The sequence below is a fragment of the Nucisporomicrobium flavum genome (assembly GCF_016464385.1).
GTDB classification, from domain to species: domain Bacteria; phylum Actinomycetota; class Actinomycetes; order Mycobacteriales; family Micromonosporaceae; genus Actinoplanes; species Actinoplanes flavus_A.
On record NZ_JADMLH010000010.1, the window covers coordinates 154007 to 180605 of the forward strand.

The 26599-nt window shown below is 71.0% G+C and carries 20 protein-coding genes and 1 tRNA gene; 8 read left to right on the forward strand and 13 right to left on the reverse strand.

What is annotated here, in order from left to right:
• Window positions 1-16: 16 nt before the first annotated feature.
• From IT780_RS24070 to IT780_RS24085, 4 genes are read left to right on the forward strand one after another with little or no spacing between them, the layout of a single operon-like run.
• Complete coding sequence (locus IT780_RS24070; RefSeq protein ID WP_199513915.1) at window positions 17-916, forward strand: carbohydrate ABC transporter permease; 900 nt, start codon at window positions 17-19, stop codon at window positions 914-916.
• Window positions 916-1764, forward strand: a complete 849-nt coding sequence (locus IT780_RS24075; protein WP_199513916.1) for a carbohydrate ABC transporter permease — start codon at window positions 916-918, stop codon at window positions 1762-1764. The genes IT780_RS24070 and IT780_RS24075 overlap by 1 nt, the downstream gene beginning before the upstream one ends.
• Window positions 1765-1774: 10 nt before the next feature.
• Window positions 1775-3106: an ABC transporter substrate-binding protein gene (locus tag IT780_RS24080; RefSeq protein WP_199513917.1), complete on the forward strand. Its 1332-nt coding sequence runs from the start codon at window positions 1775-1777 to the stop codon at window positions 3104-3106.
• A 25-nt stretch (window positions 3107-3131) separates the two neighbouring features.
• Entirely contained in the window at window positions 3132-5123 is a 1992-nt protein-coding gene (locus IT780_RS24085; RefSeq protein ID WP_199513918.1) for a beta-galactosidase, read from the forward strand.
• On the opposite strand, the gene IT780_RS24090 is transcribed toward IT780_RS24085, so the two are convergent.
• The 5 genes from IT780_RS24090 to IT780_RS24110 all read right to left on the reverse strand — a co-directional run bounded on the left by IT780_RS24090 (window position 5110) and on the right by IT780_RS24110 (window position 15872).
• Window positions 5110-5634: a hypothetical protein gene (locus IT780_RS24090; RefSeq protein ID WP_233413402.1), complete on the reverse strand. Its 525-nt coding sequence runs from the start codon at window positions 5632-5634 to the stop codon at window positions 5110-5112. The genes IT780_RS24085 and IT780_RS24090 overlap by 14 nt on opposite strands.
• A 258-nt stretch (window positions 5635-5892) precedes the next feature.
• Window positions 5893-6972 (reverse strand): Dyp-type peroxidase, encoded by a 1080-nt coding sequence (locus tag IT780_RS24095; protein WP_199513920.1) that lies wholly within the window; start codon window positions 6970-6972, stop codon window positions 5893-5895.
• Window positions 6962-8206 (reverse strand): S8 family peptidase, encoded by a 1245-nt coding sequence (locus IT780_RS24100; RefSeq protein ID WP_199513921.1) that lies wholly within the window; start codon window positions 8204-8206, stop codon window positions 6962-6964. The genes IT780_RS24095 and IT780_RS24100 overlap by 11 nt, the downstream gene beginning before the upstream one ends.
• Before the next feature lie 27 nt (window positions 8207-8233).
• Window positions 8234-9085, reverse strand: coding sequence for a hypothetical protein (locus IT780_RS24105; protein ID WP_199513922.1), 852 nt, complete (start codon window positions 9083-9085; stop codon window positions 8234-8236).
• Window positions 9039-15872: an RHS repeat-associated core domain-containing protein gene (locus tag IT780_RS24110; protein WP_199513923.1), complete on the reverse strand. Its 6834-nt coding sequence runs from the start codon at window positions 15870-15872 to the stop codon at window positions 9039-9041. The genes IT780_RS24105 and IT780_RS24110 overlap by 47 nt, the downstream gene beginning before the upstream one ends.
• Before the next feature lie 335 nt (window positions 15873-16207).
• On the opposite strand from IT780_RS24110, the gene IT780_RS24115 reads away from it, so the two are divergent.
• A complete protein-coding gene (locus tag IT780_RS24115) occupies window positions 16208-16525 on the forward strand; it encodes a hypothetical protein (protein WP_199513924.1) in 318 nt (105 codons plus the stop codon).
• A 10-nt stretch (window positions 16526-16535) separates the two neighbouring features.
• Here the strand turns inward: IT780_RS24115 and IT780_RS42095 are convergent, their stop codons facing one another.
• From IT780_RS42095 to IT780_RS24125, 3 genes are all read right to left on the reverse strand, one after another.
• Window positions 16536-16805, reverse strand: coding sequence for a response regulator transcription factor (locus tag IT780_RS42095; RefSeq protein ID WP_233413403.1), 270 nt, complete (start codon window positions 16803-16805; stop codon window positions 16536-16538).
• Between the two features lie 237 nt (window positions 16806-17042).
• Window positions 17043-17210 (reverse strand): response regulator, encoded by a 168-nt coding sequence (locus IT780_RS42100; RefSeq protein ID WP_233413404.1) that lies wholly within the window; start codon window positions 17208-17210, stop codon window positions 17043-17045.
• Window positions 17207-19072, reverse strand: coding sequence for a sensor histidine kinase (locus IT780_RS24125; protein WP_199513925.1), 1866 nt, complete (start codon window positions 19070-19072; stop codon window positions 17207-17209). The genes IT780_RS42100 and IT780_RS24125 overlap by 4 nt, the downstream gene beginning before the upstream one ends.
• Before the next feature lie 27 nt (window positions 19073-19099).
• Here IT780_RS24125 and IT780_RS24130 point away from each other — a divergent pair, with 27 nt between their 5' ends.
• Window positions 19100-19666 carry a carboxypeptidase-like regulatory domain-containing protein gene (locus IT780_RS24130; protein ID WP_199513926.1) on the forward strand — a complete coding sequence of 189 codons (567 nt, stop codon included), beginning with the start codon at window positions 19100-19102 and terminating at the stop codon, window positions 19664-19666.
• A 35-nt stretch (window positions 19667-19701) separates the two neighbouring features.
• The gene (locus tag IT780_RS24135) at window positions 19702-20064 is read left to right on the forward strand and encodes a hypothetical protein (protein ID WP_199513927.1); all 363 of its coding nucleotides are present in this window, start codon (window positions 19702-19704) and stop codon (window positions 20062-20064) included.
• Window positions 20065-20084: 20 nt separating this feature from the next.
• On the opposite strand, the gene IT780_RS24140 is transcribed toward IT780_RS24135, so the two are convergent.
• Window positions 20085-20157, reverse strand: a tRNA-Asn gene (locus IT780_RS24140).
• A 374-nt stretch (window positions 20158-20531) separates the two neighbouring features.
• Here IT780_RS24140 and IT780_RS24145 point away from each other — a divergent pair.
• Window positions 20532-20846, forward strand: a complete 315-nt coding sequence (locus IT780_RS24145; protein WP_199513928.1) for a hypothetical protein — start codon at window positions 20532-20534, stop codon at window positions 20844-20846.
• Window positions 20847-20968: 122 nt separating this feature from the next.
• Here the strand turns inward: IT780_RS24145 and IT780_RS24150 are convergent, their stop codons facing one another.
• The 4 genes from IT780_RS24150 to IT780_RS24165 all read right to left on the reverse strand — a co-directional run bounded on the left by IT780_RS24150 (window position 20969) and on the right by IT780_RS24165 (window position 26567).
• Window positions 20969-21976 carry a sugar phosphate isomerase/epimerase family protein gene (locus IT780_RS24150; RefSeq protein ID WP_199513929.1) on the reverse strand — a complete coding sequence of 336 codons (1008 nt, stop codon included), beginning with the start codon at window positions 21974-21976 and terminating at the stop codon, window positions 20969-20971.
• 164 nt (window positions 21977-22140) lie between these two features.
• Window positions 22141-23226 carry an IolE/MocC family protein gene (locus tag IT780_RS24155; protein ID WP_199513930.1) on the reverse strand — a complete coding sequence of 362 codons (1086 nt, stop codon included), beginning with the start codon at window positions 23224-23226 and terminating at the stop codon, window positions 22141-22143.
• Between the two features lie 1072 nt (window positions 23227-24298).
• A complete protein-coding gene (locus IT780_RS24160) occupies window positions 24299-25483 on the reverse strand; it encodes a Gfo/Idh/MocA family protein (protein WP_199513931.1) in 1185 nt (394 codons plus the stop codon).
• A 40-nt stretch (window positions 25484-25523) separates the two neighbouring features.
• Window positions 25524-26567: a substrate-binding domain-containing protein gene (locus IT780_RS24165; protein WP_199513932.1), complete on the reverse strand. Its 1044-nt coding sequence runs from the start codon at window positions 26565-26567 to the stop codon at window positions 25524-25526.
• Window positions 26568-26599 lie beyond the last annotated feature (32 nt).

A 26599-nucleotide genomic window follows, 5' to 3' on the forward strand; every position in this document is an offset into this window, starting at 1 on the left:
ACACGAGGGAGGCACCATGGTCACGCATGCCCCGGCGCGGCCCGGCCGCCGACGACGGCGCCGGTCCCTCGAGGGCTGGATGTTCGTCGGCCCCTTCATGCTCGTCTTCGCGCTGGTCTTCCTGGCGCCGATCGGCTACTCGATCCACCTCAGCCTGTACCGGAACCGGCTCATCGGCGGCACCTCGTTCGTCGGGCTGGACAACTACGCCCAGGCGATCGGGGACGCCCAGCTCTGGGCCGGGTTCGGCCGGGTGGCGCTGTTCCTCGTGGTCCAGGTCCCGATCATGCTGCTGCTCGCGCTGCTGGTCGCCCTCGCCGTGGACAGCGGCCGGCTCTACGGCAGGGCCTTCTTCCGGGTCACGATCTTCCTGCCGTACGCGGTGCCGGCGGTCGTGGCCACGCTGATGTGGGGCTTCATGTACAGCAACCAGTTCGGGCTGGTCGGCAGCATCAACGACGCCCTGCACGTCACGCTGCCCGAGCCGCTCTCCGCCGGCCTCGCGCTCGCCTCGATCGGCAACATCGTCACCTGGGAGTTCGTCGGCTACAACATGCTGATCTTCTACTCGGCGCTGCGGGTCGTACCGGTCACGCTCTACGAATCGGCGGAGATCGACGGCGCCGGGCAGTTCCGGATCGTCCGGGCGATCAAGCTCCCGCACCTGCGGGGCGCGCTCGTGATCGCGACGATCTTCTCGGTGATCGGCAGCTTCCAGCTGTTCAACGAGCCCGCGATCATGCGCCCGCTGGCCCGCAACGTGATCACGACGGCATACACGCCCAACATGTACGCCTATTCGCTGTCGTTCTCGGGTCAGCAGTACAACTACGCCGCCACCGTGGCGATCATCATGGGCCTCATCACGATGGCCGTCGCGTACGCCGTGCAGCTGCGCGGCACGAGGCGGAAGTGATGCACCGGCGGCGCAGCGTCGTGCTGACGGCCCTCACCGCCCTGGTCGCGATCTACAGCCTCGTCCCGCTGTTCTGGCTGGTGGTGAACGCGACCAAGACGCAGCAGGGCCTGCTCAGCTCGTTCGGCCTGTGGTTCGGCGACGGCAAGTTCGCCCTGCTCGACAACATCCGGCAGACCCTCACGTACGACGACGGGGTGTTCGTCCGCTGGCTCGGCAACACCCTGCTGTACGTGGTGGCCGGCGCGGGCGGGGCGACGCTGCTGGCGACGCTGGGCGGGTACGGGCTCGCCAAGTTCGACTTCCCCGGCAAGCGCGCGGTCTTCGCCGTCGTCATCGGTGCGGTCGCCGTCCCGGGCACCGCGCTGGCCGTACCGACGTTCCTGATGTTCAGCAGGATGGGGCTGACGAACACGCCGTGGTCGGTGATCATCCCGTCGCTGGTCTCGCCGTTCGGGCTCTACCTCATGTGGACGTTCGCCGCGCAGGCCGTACCCGACGAGATGCTGGAGGCCGCCCGGATCGACGGCGCGGGCGAGTTCCGTACGTTCTTCCGCGTCTCGGCACCGCTGCTCGGGCCCGGCATCGTCACCGTCCTGCTCTTCACCGTGGTCGCGACCTGGAACAACTACTTCCTGCCGCTGATCATGCTCAAGGACCCGCGGTGGTACCCGCTGACCATCGGCCTGAACTCCTGGAACGACCAGGCACAGACCGTCGGCGGCCAGGCCGTGTTCAACCTCGTCATCACCGGATCGCTGCTGACGATCCTGCCCCTGCTCGCCGCGTTCCTGCTCCTGCAGCGGTACTGGCAGTCCGGCCTCGCCGCCGGCAGCGTCAAAGAATGAAAGGACACCGATGTCCACAATCCTGAAGGTGGCCGCCGCCGCGACCGCCGCGATGCTCGCCCTCGCCGCCTGCAGTGACGATTCCTCCTCCGACCTCGCCACGCCGCCGGCGACCGGCACCGAGGCGGATGTCACGGCCGCGCTGCAGAAGGGCGGCACCCTCACCGTCTGGGCCTGGGACAGCACGATCAAGGACGTCGCCGCGGGCTTCGAGAAGAAGTACCCGAACGTCAAGATCAATCTGGTCAACGCCGGCACCGGCGACAAGCAGTACACGGCGCTGCAGAACGCGGTCGCGGCCGGCAGCGGCGTACCCGACGTCGCGCAGATCGAGTACTACGCGGTCCTGCAGTTCGCCATCGCCAAGTCGCTGGCCAACATCTCCGGCTACGGCGCGTCCGGGCTGAAGAGCAGCTTCACGCCCGGCCCGTGGAACGCGGTGACCCCGAACGGCGGCGTCTTCGGCCTGCCGCTCGACTCCGGGCCGATGGCGCTGTTCTACAACAAGGAGGTCTTCGACAAGCACGGCATCGCGGTGCCCGCCACGTGGACCGAATACGTCGACGCCGCCCGCAAGCTGCACAAGGCCGACCCGAAGGCGTACCTGACCGCGGACACCGGCGACGCCGGCTTCACCACCAGCATGATCTGGCAGGCCGCCGGCAAGCCGTACCAGGTGGACGGCACGACCGTACGGATCGACTTCGCCGACCCCGGCGCCGCCAGGTTCGCGACCGTCTGGCAGCCGATGATCAGCGAGAAGCTCGTGGCGCCGATCCCGCCGTGGACCGACCAGTGGTTCAAGGCGCTGGCCGACGGCACCATCGCGAGCCTGCCGACCGGTGCCTGGATGCCGGGCAACCTCGCCTCGGGCGCGGCGCCCGCATCCGGCAAGTGGCGGGTGGCGCCGATGCCGCAGTGGGAGGCCGGCGGGCAGGCCAGCGCGGAGAACGGCGGCAGCTCGCTCGGCGTGCCGGAGAAGTCTGCCAACAAGGCGCTGGCGTACGCGTTCGTCAAGTACGCCTCGGTGGACGAGGGCAAGGACCTGCGGATCAAGGGCGGCGCCTTCCCCTCCACCACGGCCGACCTGCAGAACCCGGCGTTCCTGAACACGCCGTTCCCCTACTTCGCGGGGCAGAAGGCCAACGAGATCTTCGCGAAGTCGGCCCAGCAGGTCGTCCCCGGCTGGTCGTACCTGCCGTTCCAGGTGTACGCGAACAGCGTCTTCAACGACACGGCGGGTAAGGCGTACGTGTCCTCGACGACTCTGGCCGACGGGCTGAAGGCGTGGCGGGACCAGTCCGCGAAGTACGGCACCGAGCAGGGCTTCACCGTCAAGTGACCCCCGCCAGAGCCAAGGAGAGCCCATGACGTTCCGTTGGTTGCGCCGAGCCGGTGCCCCCCGCCTGGAATACGGCGCCGACTACAACCCCGAGCAGTGGCCGCGCGAGGTCTGGGACGAGGACGTCGAGGCGATGCGTACGGCCGGCGTCACCATCGTCTCGCTGGGCATCTTCTCCTGGGCACGGCTCGAGCCCGCCGACGGCGAGTACGACTTCGGCTGGCTCGACGACGCGATGGACCTGCTGCACGCCAACGGGATCCTCGTCGACCTCGCCACGGCGACCGCCTCTCCCCCGCCCTGGCTGACGACGGCGTACCCGGAGATCCTGCCGGTGGACCGGGAGGGCCGCACGCTGTGGCCGGGCGGCCGGCAGCACTGGCGGCCGACGTCACCGGTCTTCCGCCGGTACGCGCTGCGCCTGGTCCGCGAGCTCGCCACCCGGTACGCCGCCCACCCCGCACTGGCCGCCTGGCACGTCAACAACGAGCTGGGCTGCCACAACGTCTACGACCACTCGTCCGACGCGGCATCCGCGTTCCGCGACTGGCTGCGCTCGCGGTACGGCACCCTCGACGCCCTCAACGAGGCGTGGGGCACCGCGTTCTGGTCGCAGCGGTACGGCGAATGGGACGAGATCCTGCCGCCACGGCTCGCCGCCACCCACCCCAACCCGAGCCAGCAGCTGGACTTCAAACGGTTCTCGTCGACGGTGCTGAAGGACTACCTGATCGCGGAGCGGGACATCCTGCGGGCCGTCACGCCGGAGGTGCCGGTGACGACCAACTTCATGGTCATGGGCGAGACGAAGGCCATGGACTACGCGGACTGGGCCGCCGAGGTCGACTTCGTCGCCAACGACCACTACCGGCAGCCGGGGCCGCGCTCCCGCGACGAGTTGTCGTTCTCGGCGAACCTGACCGGCAACCTGGCCGGCGGGCGGCCCTGGTTCCTGATGGAACACTCGACCAGCGCGGTGAACTGGCAACCGGTCAACCTCGCCAAGCGGCCCGGCGAGCTCGAACGGGACTCGCTGACGCACGTCGCGCACGGCGCCGACGCGGTCTGCTTCTTCCAGTGGCGGCAGTCCCGGGCCGGGGCCGAGAAGTTCCACTCGGCGATGGTCCCGCACGCCGGCACCGACAGCGACCTCTTCCGTACGGTGTCGGCCCTGGGCGCCCGCCTGCGGGAACTGGCTTTCGTCGCCGGCGCACCGCGTACCCGCGCGCGGGCCGCCATCGTCTTCGACTGGACGTCCTGGTGGGCCGGCGAGCAGGACTCCCACCCGACCGACCGGTTGCGCTATCGGCGGGAGGCCCTCGACTGGTACACGGCGTTCCTCGACGCGGGCGTCCGCGTGGACGTCGTGCCGCTGTCCGCGCCGATCGAGGACTACGACGTCGTGGTGGCGCCGATCCTGTACGTCGTCCCGGCCGGCCTCGGCAAGCGCCTGTCCGCGTACGTGGAGAACGGCGGTCACCTGGTGACGACGTACTTCTCCGGCATCGTGGACGAGAACGACCACGTCTGGCTCGGCGGGTACCCGGGTGCGTTCCGGGACCTGCTGGGCATCCGGATCGAGGAGTTCGCGCCGCTGCTCGACGACGAGCGGGTGCGGCTGGACAACGGCACGACCGGGACGCTGTGGACGGACCGGATCGACGTCACCGGGCCGGGAACCGAGGTGCTGGCGTCGTACGCCTCCGGCGATGCGGCCGGCCGGCCCGCCATCACCCGCCGTGGCGTGGGAGCCGGCTCGGCCACGTACGTGTCCACCAGGCTCGGACCGGACGGCCTGGCGCCGGTGCTCGGTGATCTTCTCGCGCGGGCCGGCGTGGAGAGCGAACTGCCCGCCGGGCTGCGCGGACGCGTCGAGCTGGCGATCCGCGGCGATGTCCGCTTCCTGATGAACCGCACCGACGAGGAGATCAACCTGACCGCGTTCGGCCCTGGGGCCGGCCCCGGCCCCGGCCCCGGGACCCTGGCGGCCGGCGCGGTGGCCGTCACCGAGTCGTGAATCCGGCCGGCGCGATTCCGGAGTGGGCCGGCGGGCTCAGGATGAGCGGCTCGTCGCCGTAGCGCTGCCGGAACTCGGCCCGCGCCGCGTCGAGGTCACCGGCCGCGGCGACCACGGTGACACCCGTACCGTCGGCGCGGGGAGTCACCAGCTTGAGGTTGATCTGTCGCGTCGACCAGTAGTGCCAGTCGCCGGTCACCCGCGCGGCGAGCGGCTCCAGCTCGTCCAGCGAATACGGCGCGTCCCGGAACTCGACGTCGACCTCGGGGACGCGTTCCCGCACGAAGGTGTCGAGGGCCGCGTCCGGCCTGCGGTACACGACCAGCCGGTCGTTCTCGACGTCGAGCCCCGCGAACGACCGCGAATACAGCGAGCGCAGCGGCATCTGGACGGTGTTCACCGCTGTCTCGGCCGCGGTGGAATCGTCGCCGAACCCACAACCGCCGAGCGCGACGACGACCAGCAGGTAGGCGGCCGCCCACCTCCCCACCGACGACCGGCACTCCCGCACGACGGTCCACCTCACACGACTACGACGATCCAGCCCGTGGAACGAGTTCCCCTCTTCACCGAGTGTCCAGGGGTACACCGACGCGGGCCGGCTGGGCTGCGGCCCGGCGCCGCGGGCCAGCTGGGCTGCGGCCCGGCGCCGCGGGCCAGGTGGGCTGCGGCCCGGCGCCGCGGTCACGCCCGCGCGGATCAGCGGATGACCACCGTGGCCGGATGCAACGGAACCGTGCGCACCTGGCCCCTGCCTTTCCGCGGCCACTCAGCCCAGGCTGAGCCTGTCGGCCGCCGGCACGAAGTAGTAGCCGCCGCCGAAGGGCAGCAGATACTTCGCCAGGGCTTCCCCGGTCAGCCGCTGCTGGATCGCCGCGAATCCCCGCTCGACGTCCCGCTGGTAGCACGTGAAGATCTGTCCCGCGTCCTCCCCGCGCCGGTACGACCAACCGCGCCGCAGGATGCGGTGGCGCTGCGATTCCGCGGTTCCGGGGTTGGCGCGGCGGACATGGGCGTCGAGTGCGATGCGGCGCCCGTCCGGGTCCGCGGCGTAGTCGACGTCGCCCTGCCCCAGCGGGGCGCCGGTGTCCCTGTCGCGGCCGAAGACCTGTTCCTGCTCGTCGCGGGGCTCGCGCTCCCAGCTGCTCATCGCCAGGCGGATGAGCCGGACGGCCAGGTAGCTGCCGCCCGTGCACCAGGCCGGTTCGCCGTCGCCGGGCTGCACCCACACCAGGTCGTTCATGAGGGCGGGGTCCGCGGCCTCCGGATTGCCGGCGCCCTCGCGGAACCCGAAGAGGTTGCGGACGCCGGCGCCCCGGTCGCGGGGGTGGAAGCCGTCGATGCGCCAGCGCTGCCGCAACCCGGGGATCGCCGGGAGGCGCAGGGCCCGGGCGTCGGTCGCGGCGGCCTGGACCAGCACGTCGCCGTGACACCAGGACGGGTCCAGGACGTCGCCGGGGAACTCCGGCATCGTCGTCAGCAGCCGCGGCCGGCTCAGCCCGTACCGGCCGTCGAAGAGCGACGCGCCCAGCGCGACCGTGACCACGGCGGCCGGGACCGATCGTGCCAGCTCGCGCAGCGCCCGGGTGAGAGCCGGGCGGTCCGCCGCCGTCGCGTCGTACGCGGTCAGCACCACGGCCGGCAGCGGCGGCGAGACGATGCCGGGCTGGTGGACGACCGGCCCGACCGGCCCCGCGGCCGGTTGCCCCGCGGGCGGTTGCCCAGCGGGCGGTTGCTCCGCGACCGGTTCGCGCCGCGGGGCCGAGCAGGCCGCCGCACCGACCGATGCAGCGGTGGCCGCCGCCCCGGCCAGCAGGGCGCGGCGGCCGATCGGGGCGTCAGGAAGCACCGCTGAACAGCTCCGGTCCTACGTAGAGCAGCTTGTTCGGCGACGTGTCCGTGGTGGCCAGCCGCAGGGCGCCGACGGTGGTGGCCCCACCGATGCGCTGCGACACCTGGGCCGGCGTCATCGCCGGGTTCTCCGCGAGCAGCAGAGCCGCGGCCCCCGCCACATGCGGTGAAGCCATCGAGGTGCCGCGCAGCGAGCGGGCCGCGCCGTCGGTGACGTTGCTGGCCGACTTGATGTTCTCGCCGGGGGCGAACAGGTCCAGGCAGGTGCCGTAGTTGGAGCCGGGGTCCGTACCGCCCCAGTTGCGGGCCCGCTCGTCGGCGGAGTTGCTGGCGCCGACGGTCAGCGCGGACGGCTCGGACGCGGGACTGTAGTTGCAGGCGTTCGCGTCGGAGTTGCCCGCGGCCACCACGTAGGTGATGCCCGCCGCCACCGACGCCGCGACGGCCTGGTTCTCCACCGGCGAATAGCCGCCACCGAGGCTCATGTTGGCGACGGCCGGCTTCTGCGCATGCGCGGTCACCCAGTCGATGCCCGCGATCACCTGGCTCTGGGTGCCCGGCCCGGCGCAGCTGAGCACGCGTACGGACACCAGCTCGGCGTTCGGCGCGAGGCCGTACGTCGCCCCGCCGACCGTGCCGGCGACGTGGGTGCCGTGCCCGCTGACGTTGCAGTCCTGCCCGTTCCAGCCGTCGTCGAGGGCGTCGAAGCCCACGGTCGCCCGGCCGCCGAACTCCTGATGGCTGGTCCGGATGCCGGAGTCCAGGACGTACACGTGCACGCCGGCGCCCGCCGAGTCGGGGTACGTGTAGCCGTCGTCGAGGACGGAGGTGCGCTGGTCGACCCGGTCCAGGTTCCAGATCGGGTACGGCCGGGTCTCCGCCGGATACACCAGCGTGTCGGCCTCGACCCGGGCCACCGCCGGGTCGGCGGCGATCCGGCGCGCCTGCGCCTTGCTGGCCCGGACGACGAAACCGTCGAGGGCGCTGCCGTACGTGCGCTGCACCTTGCCGCCGTGCCGGGTGGCGACGGAGGCCGCCAGCGAGCCGACCGATCCCTTGGCGGGCTTGCGCAACGCCACGATGTACTGGCCCTCGACCACCTCCGCGCCCGCCGGCACGTACACCGGACCGTCGGGCGGTGCGGCCTGCGCGGCGGCCGATACGGCCAGCGGCAGCGCGACGACCGCGGTCGCGATCGTCACGCCGAGCCGGCGTCCCGTGCTGGTTCTCACGCCTGTTCCTCCCCCGTGTGCTGTGGCTTACGACTCCTTGATGACATCCGCGAGCAGCGCGACCGCGGCGGCCGCGTGCGGCTTGACGGCGCCGCGCGACGCGAAGTCCTTGGCCCGGACGAGCAACTGCCGCTGCCCCTGCTCGACGTCGCGCCCCAGAACCCCGGTCAGGAACCGGCGCACCCGGGGCTGCAGGTCCGCGCCGACCAGGGCGTCGGGCACCGTGCCCGCGTCCAGGCGGGCGACGGCGGCGTCGATGGCCGCCGCGGCGTCCGGCACGTACAGGTAGTCGGGGCCCTGCGGCAGACGCTGACGGGTCAGGTCCGCCCCACCGCGGAAGGACGTCTTGACGAGTTCGGCGCCGGAGAAGTCGTTGCCGTGGAACTCGTTGGCCGTGCGGAGCATCAGCGCCCGCACACTCTCCGGCGGTTCCCCGAGCCCTTGCTCGGTGAGGCCGCGCGCATACGACCGGTAGCGCGACTCCCCGGACTGCGGCAGCGGTGCGCCCCAGAACTGCCCGGAGCGCACCGTGCCGGACACGACACAGTCGACCATGTCCACGAACTCGCCGTCCCACTCGCGCAGATCCACGTCGCGGAAGGTGCACCGGACGAACCGCGCGAAGCCGGCCATCGCCCGCTGGATCCGGGCGCCGTCGAAGACGCAGTCCACGTACTCGGACACCGCCACGCCGGAACCGAACGTCGCTGTCTCCACCCGCATCCCGGCGAAGACGCAGCGGTCGAAGCGGGAGGCGTGTGCGCCGAAGGAGCCGAGCCGCAGGCCGGTGAAGTCCTTCTCCACCAGATGCTCGTGGTCGAAGAACAGCCGGTCACTTGGCCCAGGTGTAGGTGGCGTACTCACAGGTGAGGTAGTCACCGCCCTTCTTCTTGTGGGCCTTGACCGCCTTGGGCGTGGTCAGCTCGACGAGCTTGCCGTTCCAGTTGTCGAGGAAGTCCGGCCCGGTGGTCCGGTACGTGAACCGGCCCGGGTACTTGTCCTCCAGGCGCTTGGCCGTCTCCTTGTGAACCTCGGAGCCGTAATACTGCCACTTGCGCCACGGTTCCTCGTCCATCGCGTCGAGCTGGTCCTGGGACAGCCGGTTGTGCAGGTAGTCGTTGCCCTCGTTGGCGACTTCCTGCGCCATGTCCATGACCGTGTTCCGGGAGCAGGACGCGGACGGCGGCTTCTGCGCCTGCGGCTTGCCGCCGGAGTTCGCCTTCTGCCCGGTGGGGTCGGTGAGCGCCGTCGGACGGTTGGTGACATAGGCGTACGGGTTGACGTCGCCCGACGCCAGTCCGAGCGGGTCCTCGCTGATGAACCGCTGCAGGACCGGGCTGTAGTAGCGGGCCCGGTAGTAGTACAGCCCGGTCCCGTCGTCCTCGCGCCCGGTGAACCGGTACGGGTTTCCGCCGTCCGTCCCGGTGACCGTGGTGGCGCCGAACGGGTCGTAGCTGTAGGAGGCCCCCGCGCCGGCGTTGTCGACCAGGGCCAGCGTGCTGCCGAGCGCGTCGGTGAGATACCGCTTCGTGGTCCCGCCGGCCTCGCGCAGCTGCCAGCCGTCCACGCCCGCGCTGGTCATGGTCGCCGAGACGGCGTCCCCGGCCTTCTCCTGGGCGACGTTGTCGCCGTCGTAGAGGAAGTCGGTGGTGGCGGAGCCGACGGTACGGGTGGTGCGCCGCCCGTCGGTGCCGTACCCGAAGGTGGCCTCGAGGCCCGTACGGGACACCCGGGCCAGCCGCCCACGGTCGTCCCAGGTGAACGTGCTGGTGCCGTCGGAGGTGAGGTTGCCGTCGGCGTCGTAGCCGACCTCGACGCCGTCGATGGCCTTGATGCGGTTGGCCTCGTCGTAGGTCACCGGCCCGTACGCGGGCGGCAGATCGCTGCGGGAGAAGCTGCCGGCGGTGCGGATCGGCAGGCCGGCCGCGTCGTAGTCGTAGGTGAGGTCGCCGAGCTGGGTGCTGCCGGCCTGATAGACGATGGACTTGATCTGGCCGGCGTCGGTGTAGGTGTAGGTCTGCCGTACCCCGGTGCCCGGCGCGCCGATCTGCTTCGTGCGCCCGACCGGGTCGGGGGTGACGACGGTGACCTGGGTGGTGCCCTGCTGGATCTCCGCCAGGCCGCCGCTCGCGTCGTACACGTGCCGGGTCGCGGATCGGCCCGGGAGCGTCAAGGTCCGGTCGCGCACCGTCGTGCCGTACGCGTAGCTGACCGAGCCCTGCGGCGTGGTCTCGACCTTGACCCGGTCGAGCTCGTCGTAGTCCAGACTGGTCGAACCGGCGACCGAGTCCTCGATGGTGCGCAGCCGATCGCCGAGGTCGTAGCCGTAGACGATCGTGTCGTCGGGCCCGATGCGGCTCTCCGACCGCCGGTTGAGCTCGTCGTAGTCGTGCTCGGTGACGATGCCGCGCCGGCTGATGTGCTTCTTGAGGTTCTCGTTGCCGTCGTACTCGAAGGTTTCCGCCTTGCCGGTCGGGTCGGTGACCTTCGCCAGCTGGTCCATCGCGTTGTAGTCGTAGACCGTGACTCCGCCGCGGGCGTCCTCCACCTCGTGCAGGAAGTCCTTGGCGTCGTAGCGGAAGTGGACGGTACGGCCCAGCCCGTCGGTGATCGACGCGATCTTGTCGTTGCGGCCCCAGGCGGTGTCGGTGACCGCGCCGCGGCCGTCGGCCTGGTAGATGATCCGGCCCAGCGGGTCGAAGCCGGCCTGGGTCGCCCGGCCCACCGGGTCGGTCACCTTCACGGCGTCGGCGCCCACGTACTCGGTGATCGTGGTCTTCAGCGCGGCGTCGGTCTGGTGCGTGATGAGGCCGCTCGCGTTCACCGTCAGGGTGGACTTGCGGTTCATCGGGTCGGTGATGCTCTTGACGGCGCCCCGGGTGTCCAGCTCGTAGACCGTCGCCTTGTTGTACGCGTCGGTGTACTTCGTCAGCTCACCGTGCGGCCCGTTGCGCTCGAACTGCTCGGTCCGCGCCTGCGCCGTGCCCTCCAGGTAGGTGATCTTCTTGACCTGGCCCAGCGCGTCGTACTCGTAGCCGGTGCGGCGGTTCAGCGCGTCGATGCTCGCCTTCGGCCGGACCAGCGACGCGTCGTACTCGATGGTGGTGGTCTGCGCCTTCGCGGTGCCGTACGCGCGGGTGTCGGTGACCATCGACCCGCGGCTGTTGAAGGTGAAGCGACGCACGAAGCCACGCGGATCGGTCACCTTGGTCTCGGTGATGACGCCGTTGGCGGCGGTGTAGTCGAAGACGGTCAGGCCGTCGTCCGCGGTCCGCTGGGTCTTGACCCGCCCCTGGTCGTCGTACTCGTTGAGCAGGAACTGGTTGTGCCGGGCGTCGATGATCGTCTTGAGCCGGCCGGCCGGGTCCCAGGTGTACTCGGTCACCCGGTTGTCCGGATCGGTGACGGTGCGCAGGTGGCCCGTCGGGTCGTACGTGTAACTGACCCGCCGCCCGAGGTTGTCCTCGACGGCGCTGATCCTCGGCGGGTTGCCGGAGTCGTAGCTGAACCGCACCCAGCGGCCGCTCGGCGAGGTGATCTGCGTGATCGCGCCGTTGAGCCGCACCTTGCCGTCGGTGCCGGGACCGGCGGTGGCCCGGGTGATGGTGGTGGTGTTGCCGAACTTGTCGCGGATGGCCTGCATCGGGGCCTCGTCACCGAGCACGATGACGGTGCCGTCGCGCATCGTGACGTCCCAGCCGTCGCCGTTCCAGGCCACCGTGGACCCGTCGTAGCGGGTGGGCGTCGGATCGGCCGCGAAGACCGCGCCGGCGTAGTCCGTGCCGGGCGTGGTCCGGGTGTAGTGGATCTTCGACCCGTCCGGCTGGATGAGGTCGAACGCCTCGAAGCTGAAGTTGCCGATCGTGCCCGGCGACCACGGGAACATGCCGTAGTCGAAGTTCATGCCGACACCGAACGCCCGGACGTCCGGGTCGCCCTGCTGGTAGGTCCGCTTGATCTCGATCGGCATGACGTCGTCGATCGCGAGGTCGACACTCTCGTCGACCAGCAGCCCGGTGGCGGGGTCGACGGGGTCACCGGTGCGCGGGCCGGCCTGCACCGGTGCCTTCGGCGGCGGGTTCATCCCGGGCACCGCGGTCATGGCACCGGTCAGGCGGTAGAACTTGACGCCCGGGTCGGGGACGATCTGCTTGCCGTTCCTGGTGACCCGGCCCAGGCCGTACAGATGCCAGCCCTTGCCGTCGGGGTCGTAGTTCCAGAACTGCGTCCTGGTGCCGGGCGCCTCCCTGGTGTAGTTCGGGTAGACGATCCTGGCGCCCTCGGGGAACAGCACTCCCCCACCCGGCTGGACGCTGAAGTAGACCGGGACCTTGGTCGGCGGCAGCGGGAACGGCGGCCGGTCGATCGGGATCGGGGTCAGGCTGAGCTCGCGGGTGACCTTGCCGTCCGAGTCGCGGATCACCGTGCCCTTCGGGATGTGCACCTCGAGGCCGGGGATCGCCCTGGTGGTCAGCACGACCTCTTCGGTGGTCGGGCTCGGCACGGTGACGACCGCATCGGTGTCGATCTGCGGCAGGAACACCGTGTACGGCAGGACGAGCACCTGCCCGCGCTCCACCTCGACGCCGATGTCGAACACCCCGTAGTGCGCGTCGGTGCCGGTGGCGGTACGGCCGTCGACGCGCAGCGACACGTGACCGCCCGGGATCCCGGCCAGGGCGAAGCGACCCTGCGCGTCCGTGGTCGCCGACTTGCCGGCGGCGCGCACCGTGACCTTGGTCAGCGGCTTGCCGGAGGTGTCGAGGACCTTGCCGACGACGCCCGTGACGCCGACGGGGAACTGCAGGGCCCGGTCGCGCGGCGCCGGGGTCTTCTCCCCGGTGGTCCAGCCGCCACCGCTGAGGTTGCGGGCGTCCGGCTTCCATCCCGCGCTGACCTGGCATTCGCTCGCCCGCGGCGCCGGCTTCGGCGCGGTGGCCGCCTGGCCCGGCGCCGGCGCGGTGAGGCCGGGCGTGGCCTCCCGCTCGGTCTCGCAGACCGGGGTGGCGGGCTTGGGCTCGTCGAACGCCTTCGCCGTCGACTTCGCGGCCAGCGGGGTCGTGCGGTTCTTCAGGCCGAGGTCGATCTCGCCGGTGGCGCCGGTGCCCGGGTCGAGGATCAGGGTGTGCACGCCGGTCGCGGTGAGCGTCGGCAGTTGCTCCCGCAGCCGTACGGGCCACCAGTGGTTGGCGAGCGTCCGGCCGTCGGGACCGATGAGCGTGTAGTAGAACGCGCCGCCACCCTCGAGGCCGAGCCGGACGATGTTCATGTCGATCTTGTCGGCGGCGGTGCCGGTGAAGGTCAGGCGGGCGTTCTGCGCCGGGCGCGGGATCGCGATCGTGCTGGTCGGCCCGTCCACCGTGAACGTGCCCGCGTCGACCTCGGTGGAGAGGAAGACGGTGAGGTCGCCGGTCTCCCGGTTGATGGTGCTGATCTCGACTCGGTGCTCACCGGCCACGGTCAGGGCCGGCAGGTCCAGGCCGAAGCGGGTGTCGATGGTGGAGCCGTAGAAGTAGCTGCCGTCGGGCTTGTAGACCCGCACCGACAGGTTCGCCATGGGCGTGCGCGTTCCGAGGCTCAGCCGCTGACCGACCTGGCCGGTGAAGCGTCCGACCACCTTCTGGCCGGGCAGGGTGACCGGCGCGGGCAGGGCGGTGTCGAGTGCCATCGCGCCCAGGTCGACGGGCTCGGCCATGTAGACGTTGATCCGGCCGGTCCCGGGCGACTCGGGGTCGACCTGGAGCCGGTAGCGACCGGTGTCGGGCAGGGCGGCGATGTCGAAGCTGCGGCCGCTGCCGAGGCTGACCTGCGAACCGTTCGGCCGGAAGAGCCGCAGCGTCACCTCGCCCGGGATGGCGTTGTCGATGCTGCCCACCGAGATGGGCCGGCCCGCGGTGCCGTTGAAGTCGAAGTAGGCGTCCCGGCCGGGCCGGTCGATGGTGACGCTGGCCCGGGTGTTCGGCGTCAGCGTGCCGGCTTCGATGGCGGTGGACAGCCACGCCTTCACCGTGCCGACGGCCTGCCAGCCGGTGATGAGCAGGTAGTGCGTGCCGGTCTTGCGCAGCGTCGGCAGCGACCGCGCTTCCGGCCAGCCACCGCTGAGCAGCTCGCGCTGCACCTCGTCGGGCTCGATCAGCAGGGCGCCCGGATAGTACGGCCGGTCGTTCTGCTGCAGCAGGTTCTCCGAGTAGCCCAGCTGCAGGTTCTGGCCGGTGGTGCCATTGAAGGGCAGCCGCACCGATTGCCCGGGCCGCTCGATGCGCATGTCGGCCGCCGCGCCGTTGATGCCCAGCGTGGTCCCGTTGATGACGGCGGACAGCCACACCTTGCCGAAGCCCAGCTCGTTCGGCCCGAAGGTCACGGCGAGCTTGTACGTGCCGGCCGCCTTGGTCTTGTAGACCATGGTCGGGATGTACTGCGACAGCGCGTAGTCCCACTGCTGGTAGGTGCCGTCCGGCGCCGTGATCTTGACGACGAAGCGGTTCGACGGCTCGCTGAGCTCGGTGAGGCCGAGGCTCAGCCACTCGTTGGCCGCGGCGGTGAACGGGAATTCCTTCGGCTGCTGCGCGGTGGTGATCTGGAACGGGACGCCGGCGCCGTTCTTGGTCAGGCTGATCCCGGCGAGGGTGCTGGACGCGGCGATGCTGACGGACCCGCCGACGCCGTCGTTCGGCTTGATCACCATCGCGTACCGGCCGCTGGTGGGCATGGCGGGCAGGTCCTGGCTCAGCGGCGCGCCGGCCCAGATGTCGATCGGGTCACCGAGCGAGCCCCGGCCGAAGTTGCCGCCGTACGGCGTGTACATCCACAGTGCCGAGCGGACCGGGATGGTGTTGTTCGAGGACTTGATGTTGAGCCGCTCGCCGGCGGTGCCGTCGACGAAGAGCAGCGCCGACTTGCCGGCCGGAATGGTGGCGGTGACGGCGGCGCCGTCCTTGGCCACGATGCCGGCGTACACGAGGTCGCGCATGACGAACCCGCGCGGCGCGATGAGGAAGTCGTTCGAACTGGTAGCGGTCCCGCCGGGGGTCCGCACAGTGACCTTCCCGGAACCGGCGGCGTCCGGGACCCGGACCCGGAGGCTGGTGCCACTCGCCTCCTCGACCCGGGCGACCGTGCGGTGGAACATCACCACATTGCGCGAGGCGACGGGGTCGAACCCGGTGCCGGTGATCGTCACGACGTCGTTCTTGTTGCCCTGGCTCGCCGACAGCCCCGTGATGGCGGGCGCGGCGGCGCCCGCGGTGAGCGCGAACGGCTTGGGGCTGGTCGCGGTGACGCCGTCGACGCTGACCTTGACCTCACCGGCGGTGGCGTCGGCGGGCACCTCGAACGTCAGCCGGTTGGTGCTCGCAGCGAGCACCGGCGCCGCGATCCCGTCGACGGTGACGGTGTTCGCGCTCGCGGTGGCGGAGAAACCGGTGCCCTGGATCTCCACTCTGGTGCGGGCCGGGCCCCGGGCGGGGACCAACGCGAAGATGGTGGTCCGGCTCGCCGGGATGCGCTCGGTGCGCAGGAGGTTGCCGGCATCGTCGTACGTGTTGACCGCGGCCTCGGTGCCGTTGCTGGTGGCGACCAACTGCCCGGCGGCGTCGTAGAAGTGGTCGCGAGGACCGGCGGACGCAGCGGCCGCCGCGCGCACGGGCGCGGACGGCTCGGCCGGCATGGCGGCCGACGCCGGCGCTTGAGCGAGGGCGCCGCCCAAGGCGACCAACGCGATGACTGAGGCTTTTCTCCGCAGGCCGAAGCCCCGCGACGCGCGCATTGATCCCCCCGTAAAAGACCATCACATGTCGTGTTGGGGCACACCGTAGGCGAGGGGGAGGGAGCGCGTCTGCCCCGTTTCTGTCGGCTGTGGATATCTACGTGCTTCCATATGATCGACATCCCCGCCGACCTGGAGAGACGGCTAAAAGTGACATGGGTCACAGATCATCGGGGGCCTGCAGGGCTGTCCACAGGGGTCACCACGACAGCGGACGAGCGTCTACGGTGTCCCGCATGAGCAGGCTCCCCCGCATCGTTCTCATCGCCGCGGTGGCCGTCCTGGCCGTGGCCGGCGCGGCCTTCGTGCTGCTGCGGAGCACCGGCCCGGACCGGCCGGGGCACGCCGAGGTGATGGCCGCGATCAAGAAGGACCCGCGCACCGCCGACGTGCCGGACCCCGCCGCGTCATGCGTGGCCGACTGGTATCTGCGCTACGCCAGCGATGAGCAGCTGGACGCGCTGATGGAGGGCCACGCCGAGGCCCCGGCGGGCGCCGCGCAGTCCCCGGCCGCCGAATCCGCGATCCTCGACTGCCTCAAGGAGGCGACATAGGAGCCGGCCTTCACGTACGAGCCGTGCCGGTCCCGGGCGCGCTACGCAGGTAGGTGAGGACGGCGAGGACGCGGACGTTGACGTCGGGGCGTTCGGTGCCAGAGGTGCGGAGCCCGAGTTTCTGGTTGATGGCAGTCAGGCGCTTCTCCACGGTCTTGATGCTGATGTGCAGGCCGTCGGCGATGGCGGTGTTCGACAACCCTTCGGCGAGGAGCGCGAGGACATCGCGTTCGCTGTCGGTGAGCTGGGCGAGCGGGTCGACGGTGCGGCGGCGGAACATCAGCCGGTGGACGACTTCGGGGTCGACGGCGACCTCGCCGGCCGCGACCCGGCGGATCGCGTCGATGAGACGGTCGGTGTCCTGGACGCGGTCCTTGACGAGGTAGCCGACGCCACCGGCGCCGTCCTGGAGAAGCCGGAAGGCGTAGGCCGTCTCCGCGTAGTGCGACAGGACGAGCAGTCCGACAGCCGGGTGGCGTTGGCGGATGAGGGCGGCGGCCTGGAGCCCTTCGTCGCTCTACCCCGGCGGGAGGCGGATGTCGAGGAGGACTGCGTCAGGTGGGTCGCGGTCGACCTGGGCGACGATGTCGTCCTTGGTGCTCGCCTGACCGGTGACGTCGAATCCGTGGCGGGTCAGCAGGTCGACGAGCATCTGGCGGAGCATCCCGGAGTCTTCGGCGATCATGATTCGCATGGCAGCTCCGCTTCGATGGTGGTGCCCCGGCCGGGAGGGCTTTCGAGGCGCAGCGTGCCGTTGACCGCGGCGACGCGGTCGTACAGGCCTCGAAGACCGCTGCCCCGGGTCAGGTCGGCGCCGCCGCAGCCGTCGTCGGCAACGCGGACGGTGAGGCCGTGCGAGTGGGCGGTGACAGTCACGCACGCATGGCTGGCACGGGCGTGTTTGTAGATGTTGGCGAGCGCCTCGTTGATGAGGAAGTACGCGGTGCGTTCGAGCGGCGCCGGCCAGCGCCGGGGCGGGGCCTCGTATTCGACCGGGATGGGGGCACGCTCGGCGAGGGTTTCCAGCACAGCGCCCAATCCCTGCTCGGTCAGGGCGGGAGGGTTGATGCCCTCGGTCAGTTCGCGGAGTTCACGTATGACGTCGTGCAGCCGGTTGGCGGCCGTGTCGAGGTGATGCACGGATTGCCGGGAGCCGTCGAGCTGACCGAGTTCCTCATGGACCCGCCGGACCAACACCGCGATCGCCAGGAGCTGGTGCTGGACCCCGTCGTGGAGGTCGCGTTGGATCCGGCGGCGTTCGTCGTCAGCCGCGGCGACGATGCGGGCCCGGGAGGCTCGGACCTCCTCCAGCTGGGCGCGCTGTGCGGCGTGGAGCCCGGCGTTCTCCAGCGCCAGCCTGGCCGTCGCAATGACCGCCTCGACCAACTGACGCTGGTTGAGCAGGGCCGGATCATGGACCAGGACGGCGAGGTGTTCCCCTCGGCACTCGACGGGCGTGGTCGCAGCGCCGTGCCTGGCTGGGTCGGCGACGATGTGTCCCACCGGGTCGGTGTAACCGCCGCCGTGCAGAGGGAACCACACCTGCAAGGCCGGGTCGCCGAGAGCGTCGGCGAGGGCGTCACGCAGCCGCTCGGGTTCGGCGATCGCATCCAGCCGTACGACCAGGTTCGCGACCTGCAGGCGCGCCAACCGGATCCGCAGTACGCCGGCCAGGACCGCGAACGGAACCAGGATCAGGGCAACGGCGAAGGCGCACAGCAGCCAGCGGTTGATGCGCGCCGTGGGACTGCTCACCACCACGCCAGTCCAGATCAGGGAAATCGCCCCTCCGGCGGCGCCGGCCATCCACAGGGCACTCAGATGCCGACGCGCCGGCCGCCGCGCGGTCCGCCAGCGGCGCACAACGAGGCAGAAGGCCGCCACCGTGCACGCGCCGGCGGCGACGCTGCCGATCGGGGCCCACACGGACCGGCCGTCGGCCGTACCCCAGATCTGGGGTTGGACCGGGTACTCGACGAGGTAACGCAGGACCTGGGTCGACGTCACCACTGTGTACATGCCGGCGACCAGCCAGCGCTCGGATCGCGTGACGATGTGACCGGTCGGCAGAGCGAGGATGAGGTGGGTGAAGACCGCCGCGCACAGGTAGAAGCCGCAGAACCCGACCGCGAACAGCACCGGGTGGGCGCTGACCTGCAGGTCTCCGACGTACCAGGTGATGCCGACAGCGGTCATCAGCCGGCCGGTGCCGTTGGCCGGCTGGCGCCACCAGCCCACCGCGCCGGCCACGACGAAGGAGAGGCCGACGCACTGAACGGGCGCCCACACCGACCACGGGTACGGCCTGTGAGGGGTCGAGACGACGAGTCCGACGAGGGCCACTGCCACTCCCGCCAACGCGGCGATCGCCGGCCCTGCCGCGGGCGTGCGGACTGATCCGGCGAAGCGCATGACCCCATTTTCCATTTTCATCCTGTTTCTTGATGGTTCATGGGCCAAGCGGAGGGATTGCCCTCCTCGGATGGGAGGGACTCCCTCATTGGCGGGAGCCGGCCGGCTGGCGACGATGACTCCATGGCGCAGCATCCGGCGCGCCGAAACGGGGGAATCGCAATGAAACACCTGCTCGTAGGCCCGAGAGGCCACAGGACTATCGCAACGTCTCTGCTCATCGCCGCGGTCACAGTCACGCTGACCGGCTGCACCGCCCGGGAGGCAACGACGAGAACAGCCGATTCCGTACCGGCGGAGACAGCTCCGATTCACCTCGAGCCCGCTGCGACGGAGACCGACGAGACGGAGCTGATCGACCCGGGGTCGATCTCGATCACCGGCGTAGAGCCCTGGGAGGACACCGAGGAGGAATCCGGCTGGGATGGGATCGACTCGACCGGAACGACAGCCGGCGACACGGTGATCATGGGGAGCGTCGTGGACTCCGACGGGCGCCCGCTGGCCGGCGTCACGATGGAGATCCGCGCGTTTCCGACGAAAGCCGTCCAGACCACCACGACGATGGCGGACGGCTCGTACGCCTTCAACCCCGGCGCAGGCACCTATCAGGTGTTCGCCCTCGTACCGGACAGGTTCGACATCATCCTGGAACCTGTCGACGGAATCGGCAGCAACAGCGTCAGCGTGCCACCCACAGCCGTCTCGAACTGGGTGCTGCAGTCATGACGCATCAGCGCGCTCAGCATGACAAGGAGACTCCGATGAACCTGATCGCCACACGCGGCCGCGCATCCGGCGGCCCGAGCCGTCGCCGGCCCAGCCCGCGTCGCATCGTCGCCGCTGCACTGACCGGCTGCGCCTGCGCGCTGATCCTCACCGCCGGCCCGGCGACCGCGAAGCACTGTCAGACCTGCGAAGACAAGGACGCCGGCCTGGACGGCGTCACAGCGAAATCCCGCACCGCGAGCCTGTCCATAGCCACGGCTGTGAACTCCCCGGGTGACACCGCCGCCCTCACCGGGTCCGACATCACCCGCGGCCAGCTCAGCCTCGATGCAGCGCGGACGGCAACCGGGCCGACGGCCCTCACCTGGGTCCGGAAGACAATCTTCGCGGCGGGCTGACGGGCGAATACGTGAGAGAGCTCCCCCGATTGGACTCGAACCAATAACCTGCCGGTTAACAGCCGGCTGCTCTGCCAATTGAGCTACAGGGGATCGGACCGCGGCTCCCCGCTCTCGCGGGTTGTCGTGGCGACCGGGAAAACAATACATGACCGAGGCGGCCTCGCGCGCCAGGGGTACCCGACACACCGGCACGGTGCGCGCCGCGCCCGCTGAGCACGGCGCGCACCCAGCGGCACGCGTGAGGCCGGCCCGGCGCGATCATCGCTCGCACGGCGACGCAGACAAGCGATCCGAAGCAGGCCGACGCGCTCGGTCAGGAGCGGCGCCGCACCCCCGGCGAGGGATCCGACACACCCGGGAGAGCCGCAACAGGGACGAAACGCAGCCGGGGCGAATGATCCAGCGGCAGGATGGGTATGGACCGGAACCAGACGCACGCGCGTCAACGAACGGAAGGAGCCGCCATGCGCGGAAAGCTCATGTTCATCACGGGTCTCGCGGCGGGCTTCGTCCTGGGCAGCCGTGCCGGCCGGGAGAAGTACGAGGAGATCACGGCCAACGCCAGGAAGGTGTGGGAGCACCCGACGGTCCAGGAGGCCGCCGGCGTCGCCCAGGCCCAGGCCAACAAGCTCTACACCGAGGGCAAGGACAAGCTGAACCAGTCCAAGCTCGGTGAGAAGCTGTCGTCGGCCAGCTCGTCGTCCTCGACGTCGGACACCACCACCGGCGACCTGTCGACCTCGAGCGTCAGCTCGAACAGCACGGGCACCACGTACTGACCCACCGCAGCCGAATGGCCCGGTCCCGCTGAGGGACCGGGCCATCGGCATGTGCCCAGGACGCCGCACGACGCCGCCCGCGCCGGGTGGCGGGCAGACCGCCACCCCGGCCGGGTGGCGGGTCAGGACGAGGACGAGAAGGCCGCGTCGAACGCCGCGGACGGGGCGTCGAAGGCGAGCCGGCGGACGAACTGCAGCGCCTCCGGGGCTCCTACCAGGCGGTCCATGCCCGCGTCCTCCCATTCGATCGAGATGGGGCCGTCGTACCCGATGGCGTTCAGGGCCCGGAAGCAGTCCTCCCACGGCACGTCGCCGTGGCCGGTCGAGACGAAGTCCCAGCCGCGGCGCAGGTCCGCCCAGGGCAGGTGGGACGACATCCGGCCGCGGCGGCCGTCACCCGTACGGACCTTCGCGTCCTTGCAGTCGACGTGGTAGATCCGGTCCTTGAACTCGAGGATGAAGTTGACCGGGTCGAGGTCCTGCCACACGAAGTGGGACGGGTCCCAGTTCAGCCCGAACGCCGGGCGGTCGCCGATGGCCTCGAGGGTGCGCCGGGTCGTCCAGTAGTCGTACGCGATCTCGCTGGGGTGCACCTCGTGCGCGAAGCGGACGCCGACCTCGTCGAAGACGTCGAGGATGGGGTTCCAGCGGTCGGCGAAGTCCTGGTAGCCGCGTTCGATCATCGCGGGCGGCACCGGCGGGAACATGGCCACGGTGTGCCAGATCGACGAGCCGGTGAAGCCGACGACCGTCTTGACGCCCAGCTTGGCGGCCGCCCGGGCGGTGTCCTTCATGCGTTCCGCGGCACGGTCCCGTACCCCCGAAGGGTCTCCGTCGCCCCAGATCGCCGCCGGCAGGATGTCCTTGTGGCGCTCGTCGATGGGGTGGTCGCAGACGGCCTGGCCGACGAGGTGGTTGGAGATCGCGAAGACGCGCAGGTTGTGCTTGGCGAGCTGCTCGCGCTTGCGGTCGACGTAGTCGTCCTCGGCGAGCGCCCGGTCCACCTCGAAGTGGTCGCCCCAGCAGGCGATCTCGAGGCCGTCGTAGCCCCACTCGGAGGCCAGCCGGCAGACCTCCTCGAACGGCAGGTCGGCCCACTGGCCGGTGAAGAGCGTGATGGGTCGTGCCATGGTCATCTCCCTGTTCGCAGGCTCTACGAAGAGGGTTCCGGTGCCGGCGCGAGGTGACCGGCGGCGGCACGCCGGGGGACGTCGCGGCCGTGCCGGGTCTGCGCCTCCCGGCCGGCCCGCCCGCCGGCGGGTGCCAGGTCAAACTCTAGGTGCGGGCGGCCCGCTCAACAAGAGATGTGGACGGCGGGCGGGGACAGGCCGAGGTCCGCGAGCTCGGTCGCGCCCTGCGCCTCGATGTCGAGATGCTCGGTGCCGGGCAGGTCCCCGGACATCAGCCGGCGGACCGCCGTCCGCCAGACCTCGGTGGTCGCCCTGAGCGGCGCCGGCGGCTGCTCCTTCAACGGTACGGGGGTGAGCACCCGCCAAGGCCCCGCGGGCAGGTCCCGGAGCGCATCGGAGAGGTCCAGGCGGCCGCCGTCCGGGGTGGTGACGGGGTGATGCCGGCCGTGCACGTACCCGCGGAGGGCCTCGGCGGCCGCGGCCGGGTCGTCGGCCTGCAGGGCTGCGGTGACCTGCGCCTGAATCACCGACACGCCCGCGCCGGCCAGCCGGTCCAGGTACGCCCCCGGCTCCTCCCAGGTGCAGGCCAGGGCGGCGAGGTCGAGGCTGACGCCGAGCCGGTCCTTGTCGACGCGCGTGAAGGCGGCCGCCACCGAGGCGGAGCCGTCGAGCACGGCGCCGGGGCCGGGGCGGAACCCGACGCGGACGGCGCGGCCGGTCTGCCAGGCCACCTCTGCGAGGCCGCCGGAGAGCCGGCCGAGGATGCGGGCACACGCCTTCTGCTTGGCCTCGTCCCAGTCGTCGGCGCGGCCGAGGCCGATCGTGGTCACGGCACCGCGTACGGCGTCGTCGGGCAGGAGATCCACGAGGATGCGGGCGAGGTCGAGCGTGTACTCCAGGCGCGCCGGGTCGCTCCAGTCGGGGTCGCCGTCACTCCGGTCGGGGCCGCCCTCGGAGCCCTCGTCGCCGCCCTCCGCGTACGGCACTCCGCTCAACGTGACGACCTCCAGCCCGCGGGCTGTGAGCTCGGCACGAAGCCGGGTACGGGAGCGCCCGTCGATCGCGAGGGCGGCGGCGAGGGTGGGCGGGAGCCAGAGGCTCACCCCGAGGGTGTCCACGTCCAGACGGGACCGGACGGCTTCGGCGTACGCGTCGAGCTGCTCGACGACAGCCGGGAGATCCCGGGCGGGCCGTACCGCGGTGCCGTGGGTCAGGTGGACGACCCGGCCCGAATGGTGGCGCAGACGCATCAGAATCCCTCCTGGAGCGGGGCGTCACCGGTGCATTCGCACGTGCATCGGTTCGTGCGGGGTCCAGTATGGACCATTTGGCCGCGGGTCACCGCTGCCGTCGTGGCGGACCGACGGGGTGCCATGACGCCTCCATCTCACGGGTTGTCTGCCCTCGGATACGAGCCTCGGCGCGTTGCCGGATCAGCGGCGTACTCGCCGTGCGACGCCGTGACCGGTACGAACATGATCTCTGTGCGCCGGGCGGATCGGCGGTCATGGATGTTGCCGCCCCCGCTGAGCAGCCCGGGAACCCGGATCGGGGCAAGTCGGCACACCGGCGCGGAGAGCGTTTTCTGTGCATCAATTGCACACTCGGGCACGCACCGGACAGCGACACGTGCGGATGGCCCGAATGCAGCTGCACGCGGCAAATGCGCGCTGCGTGGGCGGCCGGCCACGACCGCGAGCGCAGCTCTGCGGCGCGCGCCTGGCGGGTCGCACGAGGACGCGGGGCCGCACGGGCCCGGGAGGCGGGCCGCATGGGAGCGCGGGGCCGCGCGAGGGCCGGGGAGGCGGGCCGCACGGGCCCGGGAGGCGGGCCGCATGGGAGCGCGGGGCCGCGCGAGGGCCGGGGAGGCGGGCCGCATGGGCGCGGGACCGCGCACGGGTCGGGAAGGCGCGCCGCTCGGTCGGTGCGAGGCCCGGGTCCGCGCAGGCTGGGATGACGGTCCGCGGTCAGCACAGGCCGGGATGATGGCCCGCGGCTCGGCGCGGGCCTGGATGCCGCCTCGCGGGTCGGCGGGGCTGGGGTGGCGGCCACGTCAGCGGCAAGGCCGCGCGGAGGCGGGTGGTGCGGGGTGTGCCGGACGGTCCGGCGTGGGGCGGCGTGCCCCTCCCCCGCCCGGATGGCGGCGTGGTGAGGCCGGGACGGCACGGCCCGTGGCGGGTGCCACGGGGCCGTGCTGTGCCCGTACTTGTGAAGTGGGGTTGATCGGCAGTGACCGGGAACCCGTCGGCCGATGCCGGACAACCGGGGCCCTTGGCGGTCCGGGGCGCAACCGGACCGTCCCTCGCGGGCCGGGTTCGTGGTTCAGACAGCGGCCAGTTGCGCCTCCACCGGGACCCAGGCCGAGGAGGCCGCCGAGCGTTCGACCGCGTCGAGGACGAGCTGGACCTGGAGGGCGTCCGCGAAGGACGGTGCCGGGTCCTCGCCGGCCGCGATCGCCGCGATGAGGTCGCGGACCTCGTGGGTGAACGAGTGTTCGTAGCCGATGAGGTGGCCCGCCGGCCACCAGGCCGCCATGTACGGGTGCTCCGGCTCGGTGACCAGGATGCGGCTGAAGCCCTGTTCCGCCGTGGGCACCGTGGCGTCGTAGAACTCGAGTTCGTTCATGCGCTCGAAGTCGAACGCGACCGAGCCGTGCGAGCCGTTGAGTTCGACGCGGAGGCCGTTCTTGCGGCCGGTGGCGAAGCGGGTGGCCTCGTACGTGGCCACCGCTCCCCCGTCGAGGCGGGCCAGGAACAGCGCCGCGTCGTCCACGGTGACCTCGCCCGAGCCGGCGTGGCCGTTGCCCGCCGCCGACAGGCCCGACGCCTCGACGGGGAGCGGGCGTTCGCGGACGAAGGTCTCGGTGAGGGCGCTGACGCCGGTGATGAGCTGGCCGGTGACGTACTGGGTGAGGTCGACGATGTGCGCGCCGATGTCGCCCAGCGCGCCCGAGCCGGCGACGTCCTTGCGGAGCCGCCAGACGAGGGGGAACTGCGGGTCGACGATCCAGTCCTGTAGGTACACCGCGCGGACGTGGCGCAGCGTGCCGATGCGCCCGGAGGCGACGAGCTGCCGCATCAGCGCGACGGCCGGCACCCGGCGGTAGTTGAAACCGCACATCGCGCGGATGCCCTTGGCCTGCGCGGCGGCCGCTGCCTGGGCCATCTCGCGGGCCTCGGCCACCGAGTTGGCCAGCGGCTTCTCGCACAGGACGTGTTTGCCGGCGGCCAGCGCCGCGAGGGCGATCTCCGTGTGCGTGTCCCCCGGCGTGCAGATGTCCACCAGGTCGACGTCGTCGCTGGCCACGACCTGGCGCCAGTCGGTGGCGTGCGACTCCCAGCCGAGCTTGGTGGCCGCGGCCGCGACCTTGGCCTCGTCACGGCCGCAGACCACCGACATCCGTGCCGACAGCGGCAGGTCGAACGCGTGGTTGACGGTACGCCAGGCCTGTGAGTGCGCGGCGCCCATGAACGCATAGCCGACCATGCCGACCCGCAGCTGCCCCATCGTGCTCTCCGATCGTGTGTTCGCTTGTGGTCGCGAGACGTCAGAAACCGAGCTTGCTGTACTGATCCGCGTTGTCCTTGGTGATCGTTTCGGAGGAGAGCGTGATCTCCTTGGGCACCTGCAGCTCCACCAGGTCCGACATGCCCTTGCCCTGCCCGATCAGGCGGGCCAGCGAGATCGCCGAGGACGCCATCGACGGGCTGTACGTGACGGTCGCCTTGAGCGGCGTGTTGTCGGCCTTGATCGCGTCGATGGCCTGCTTCGAGCCGGCGCCGCCGACCATGATGAACTCCTTGCGGTTCGCCTGGTTCATCGCGGCGAGCACGCCGATGCCCTGGTCGTCGTCGTGGTTCCAGATCGCGTCGATCTTCGGCAGCGCCTGCAGGATCTCGGTGGCCGCGCGCTGACCGGTGTCGGCCGTGAACTCGGCGGGCCTGCGGTTGGCGACCTTGAAGCCGTACACGGCGAGCGCCTCGTTGAAGCCGCGGGTGCGCTCCTGGGTCAGCTCCAGCGAGTCGATGCCGGGGATCTCGCCGATGATCGGGTTGCTGATCCCCTTGGCCTTCATCTGCTCGCCGATGTACGCGCCGGCGGCCAGGCCCATGCCGAAGTTGTCGCCCTTGATCTGCAGCCGGTACGCGCCCCGGTCGGGGAACGCCCGGTCCAGGTTGACCACCGGGATGCCGGCCCGCATCGCCTGCAGGCCCACCGAGTTGAGTTCCTTGCCGTCGTGCGGCAGCAGCACGATGACGGTCGGCTTCTGCGCGATCAGGGTGGACAGTGCGGCGCGCTGGGCTGCGGCGTCCGCGCCCGCCTCCACGCTGCGGAACTCCACATCCTTGTACGCGGCCGCCTGCGCCTTCGCGTTGTTGGTGATCGCGGCGACCCAGCCGTGGTCGGCGGCCGGGGCGGAGAACCCGATGATGACCTTGTCGCCCGGAGCGGCGTTCTTGTTGTCGGAGTTCTCGTTGGTGTTGATCTGCGTGTTCTCGCTGGGCGTGTTGCTGGTGCAAGCGGTCAGTACGGCACCGGCGCCGAGGGCGGCGCCACCGAAGAGGATGCGGCGACGGGACAGATCGATCATCGGTTTTCTCCCAGGGGTGACCGGGCGGCCGT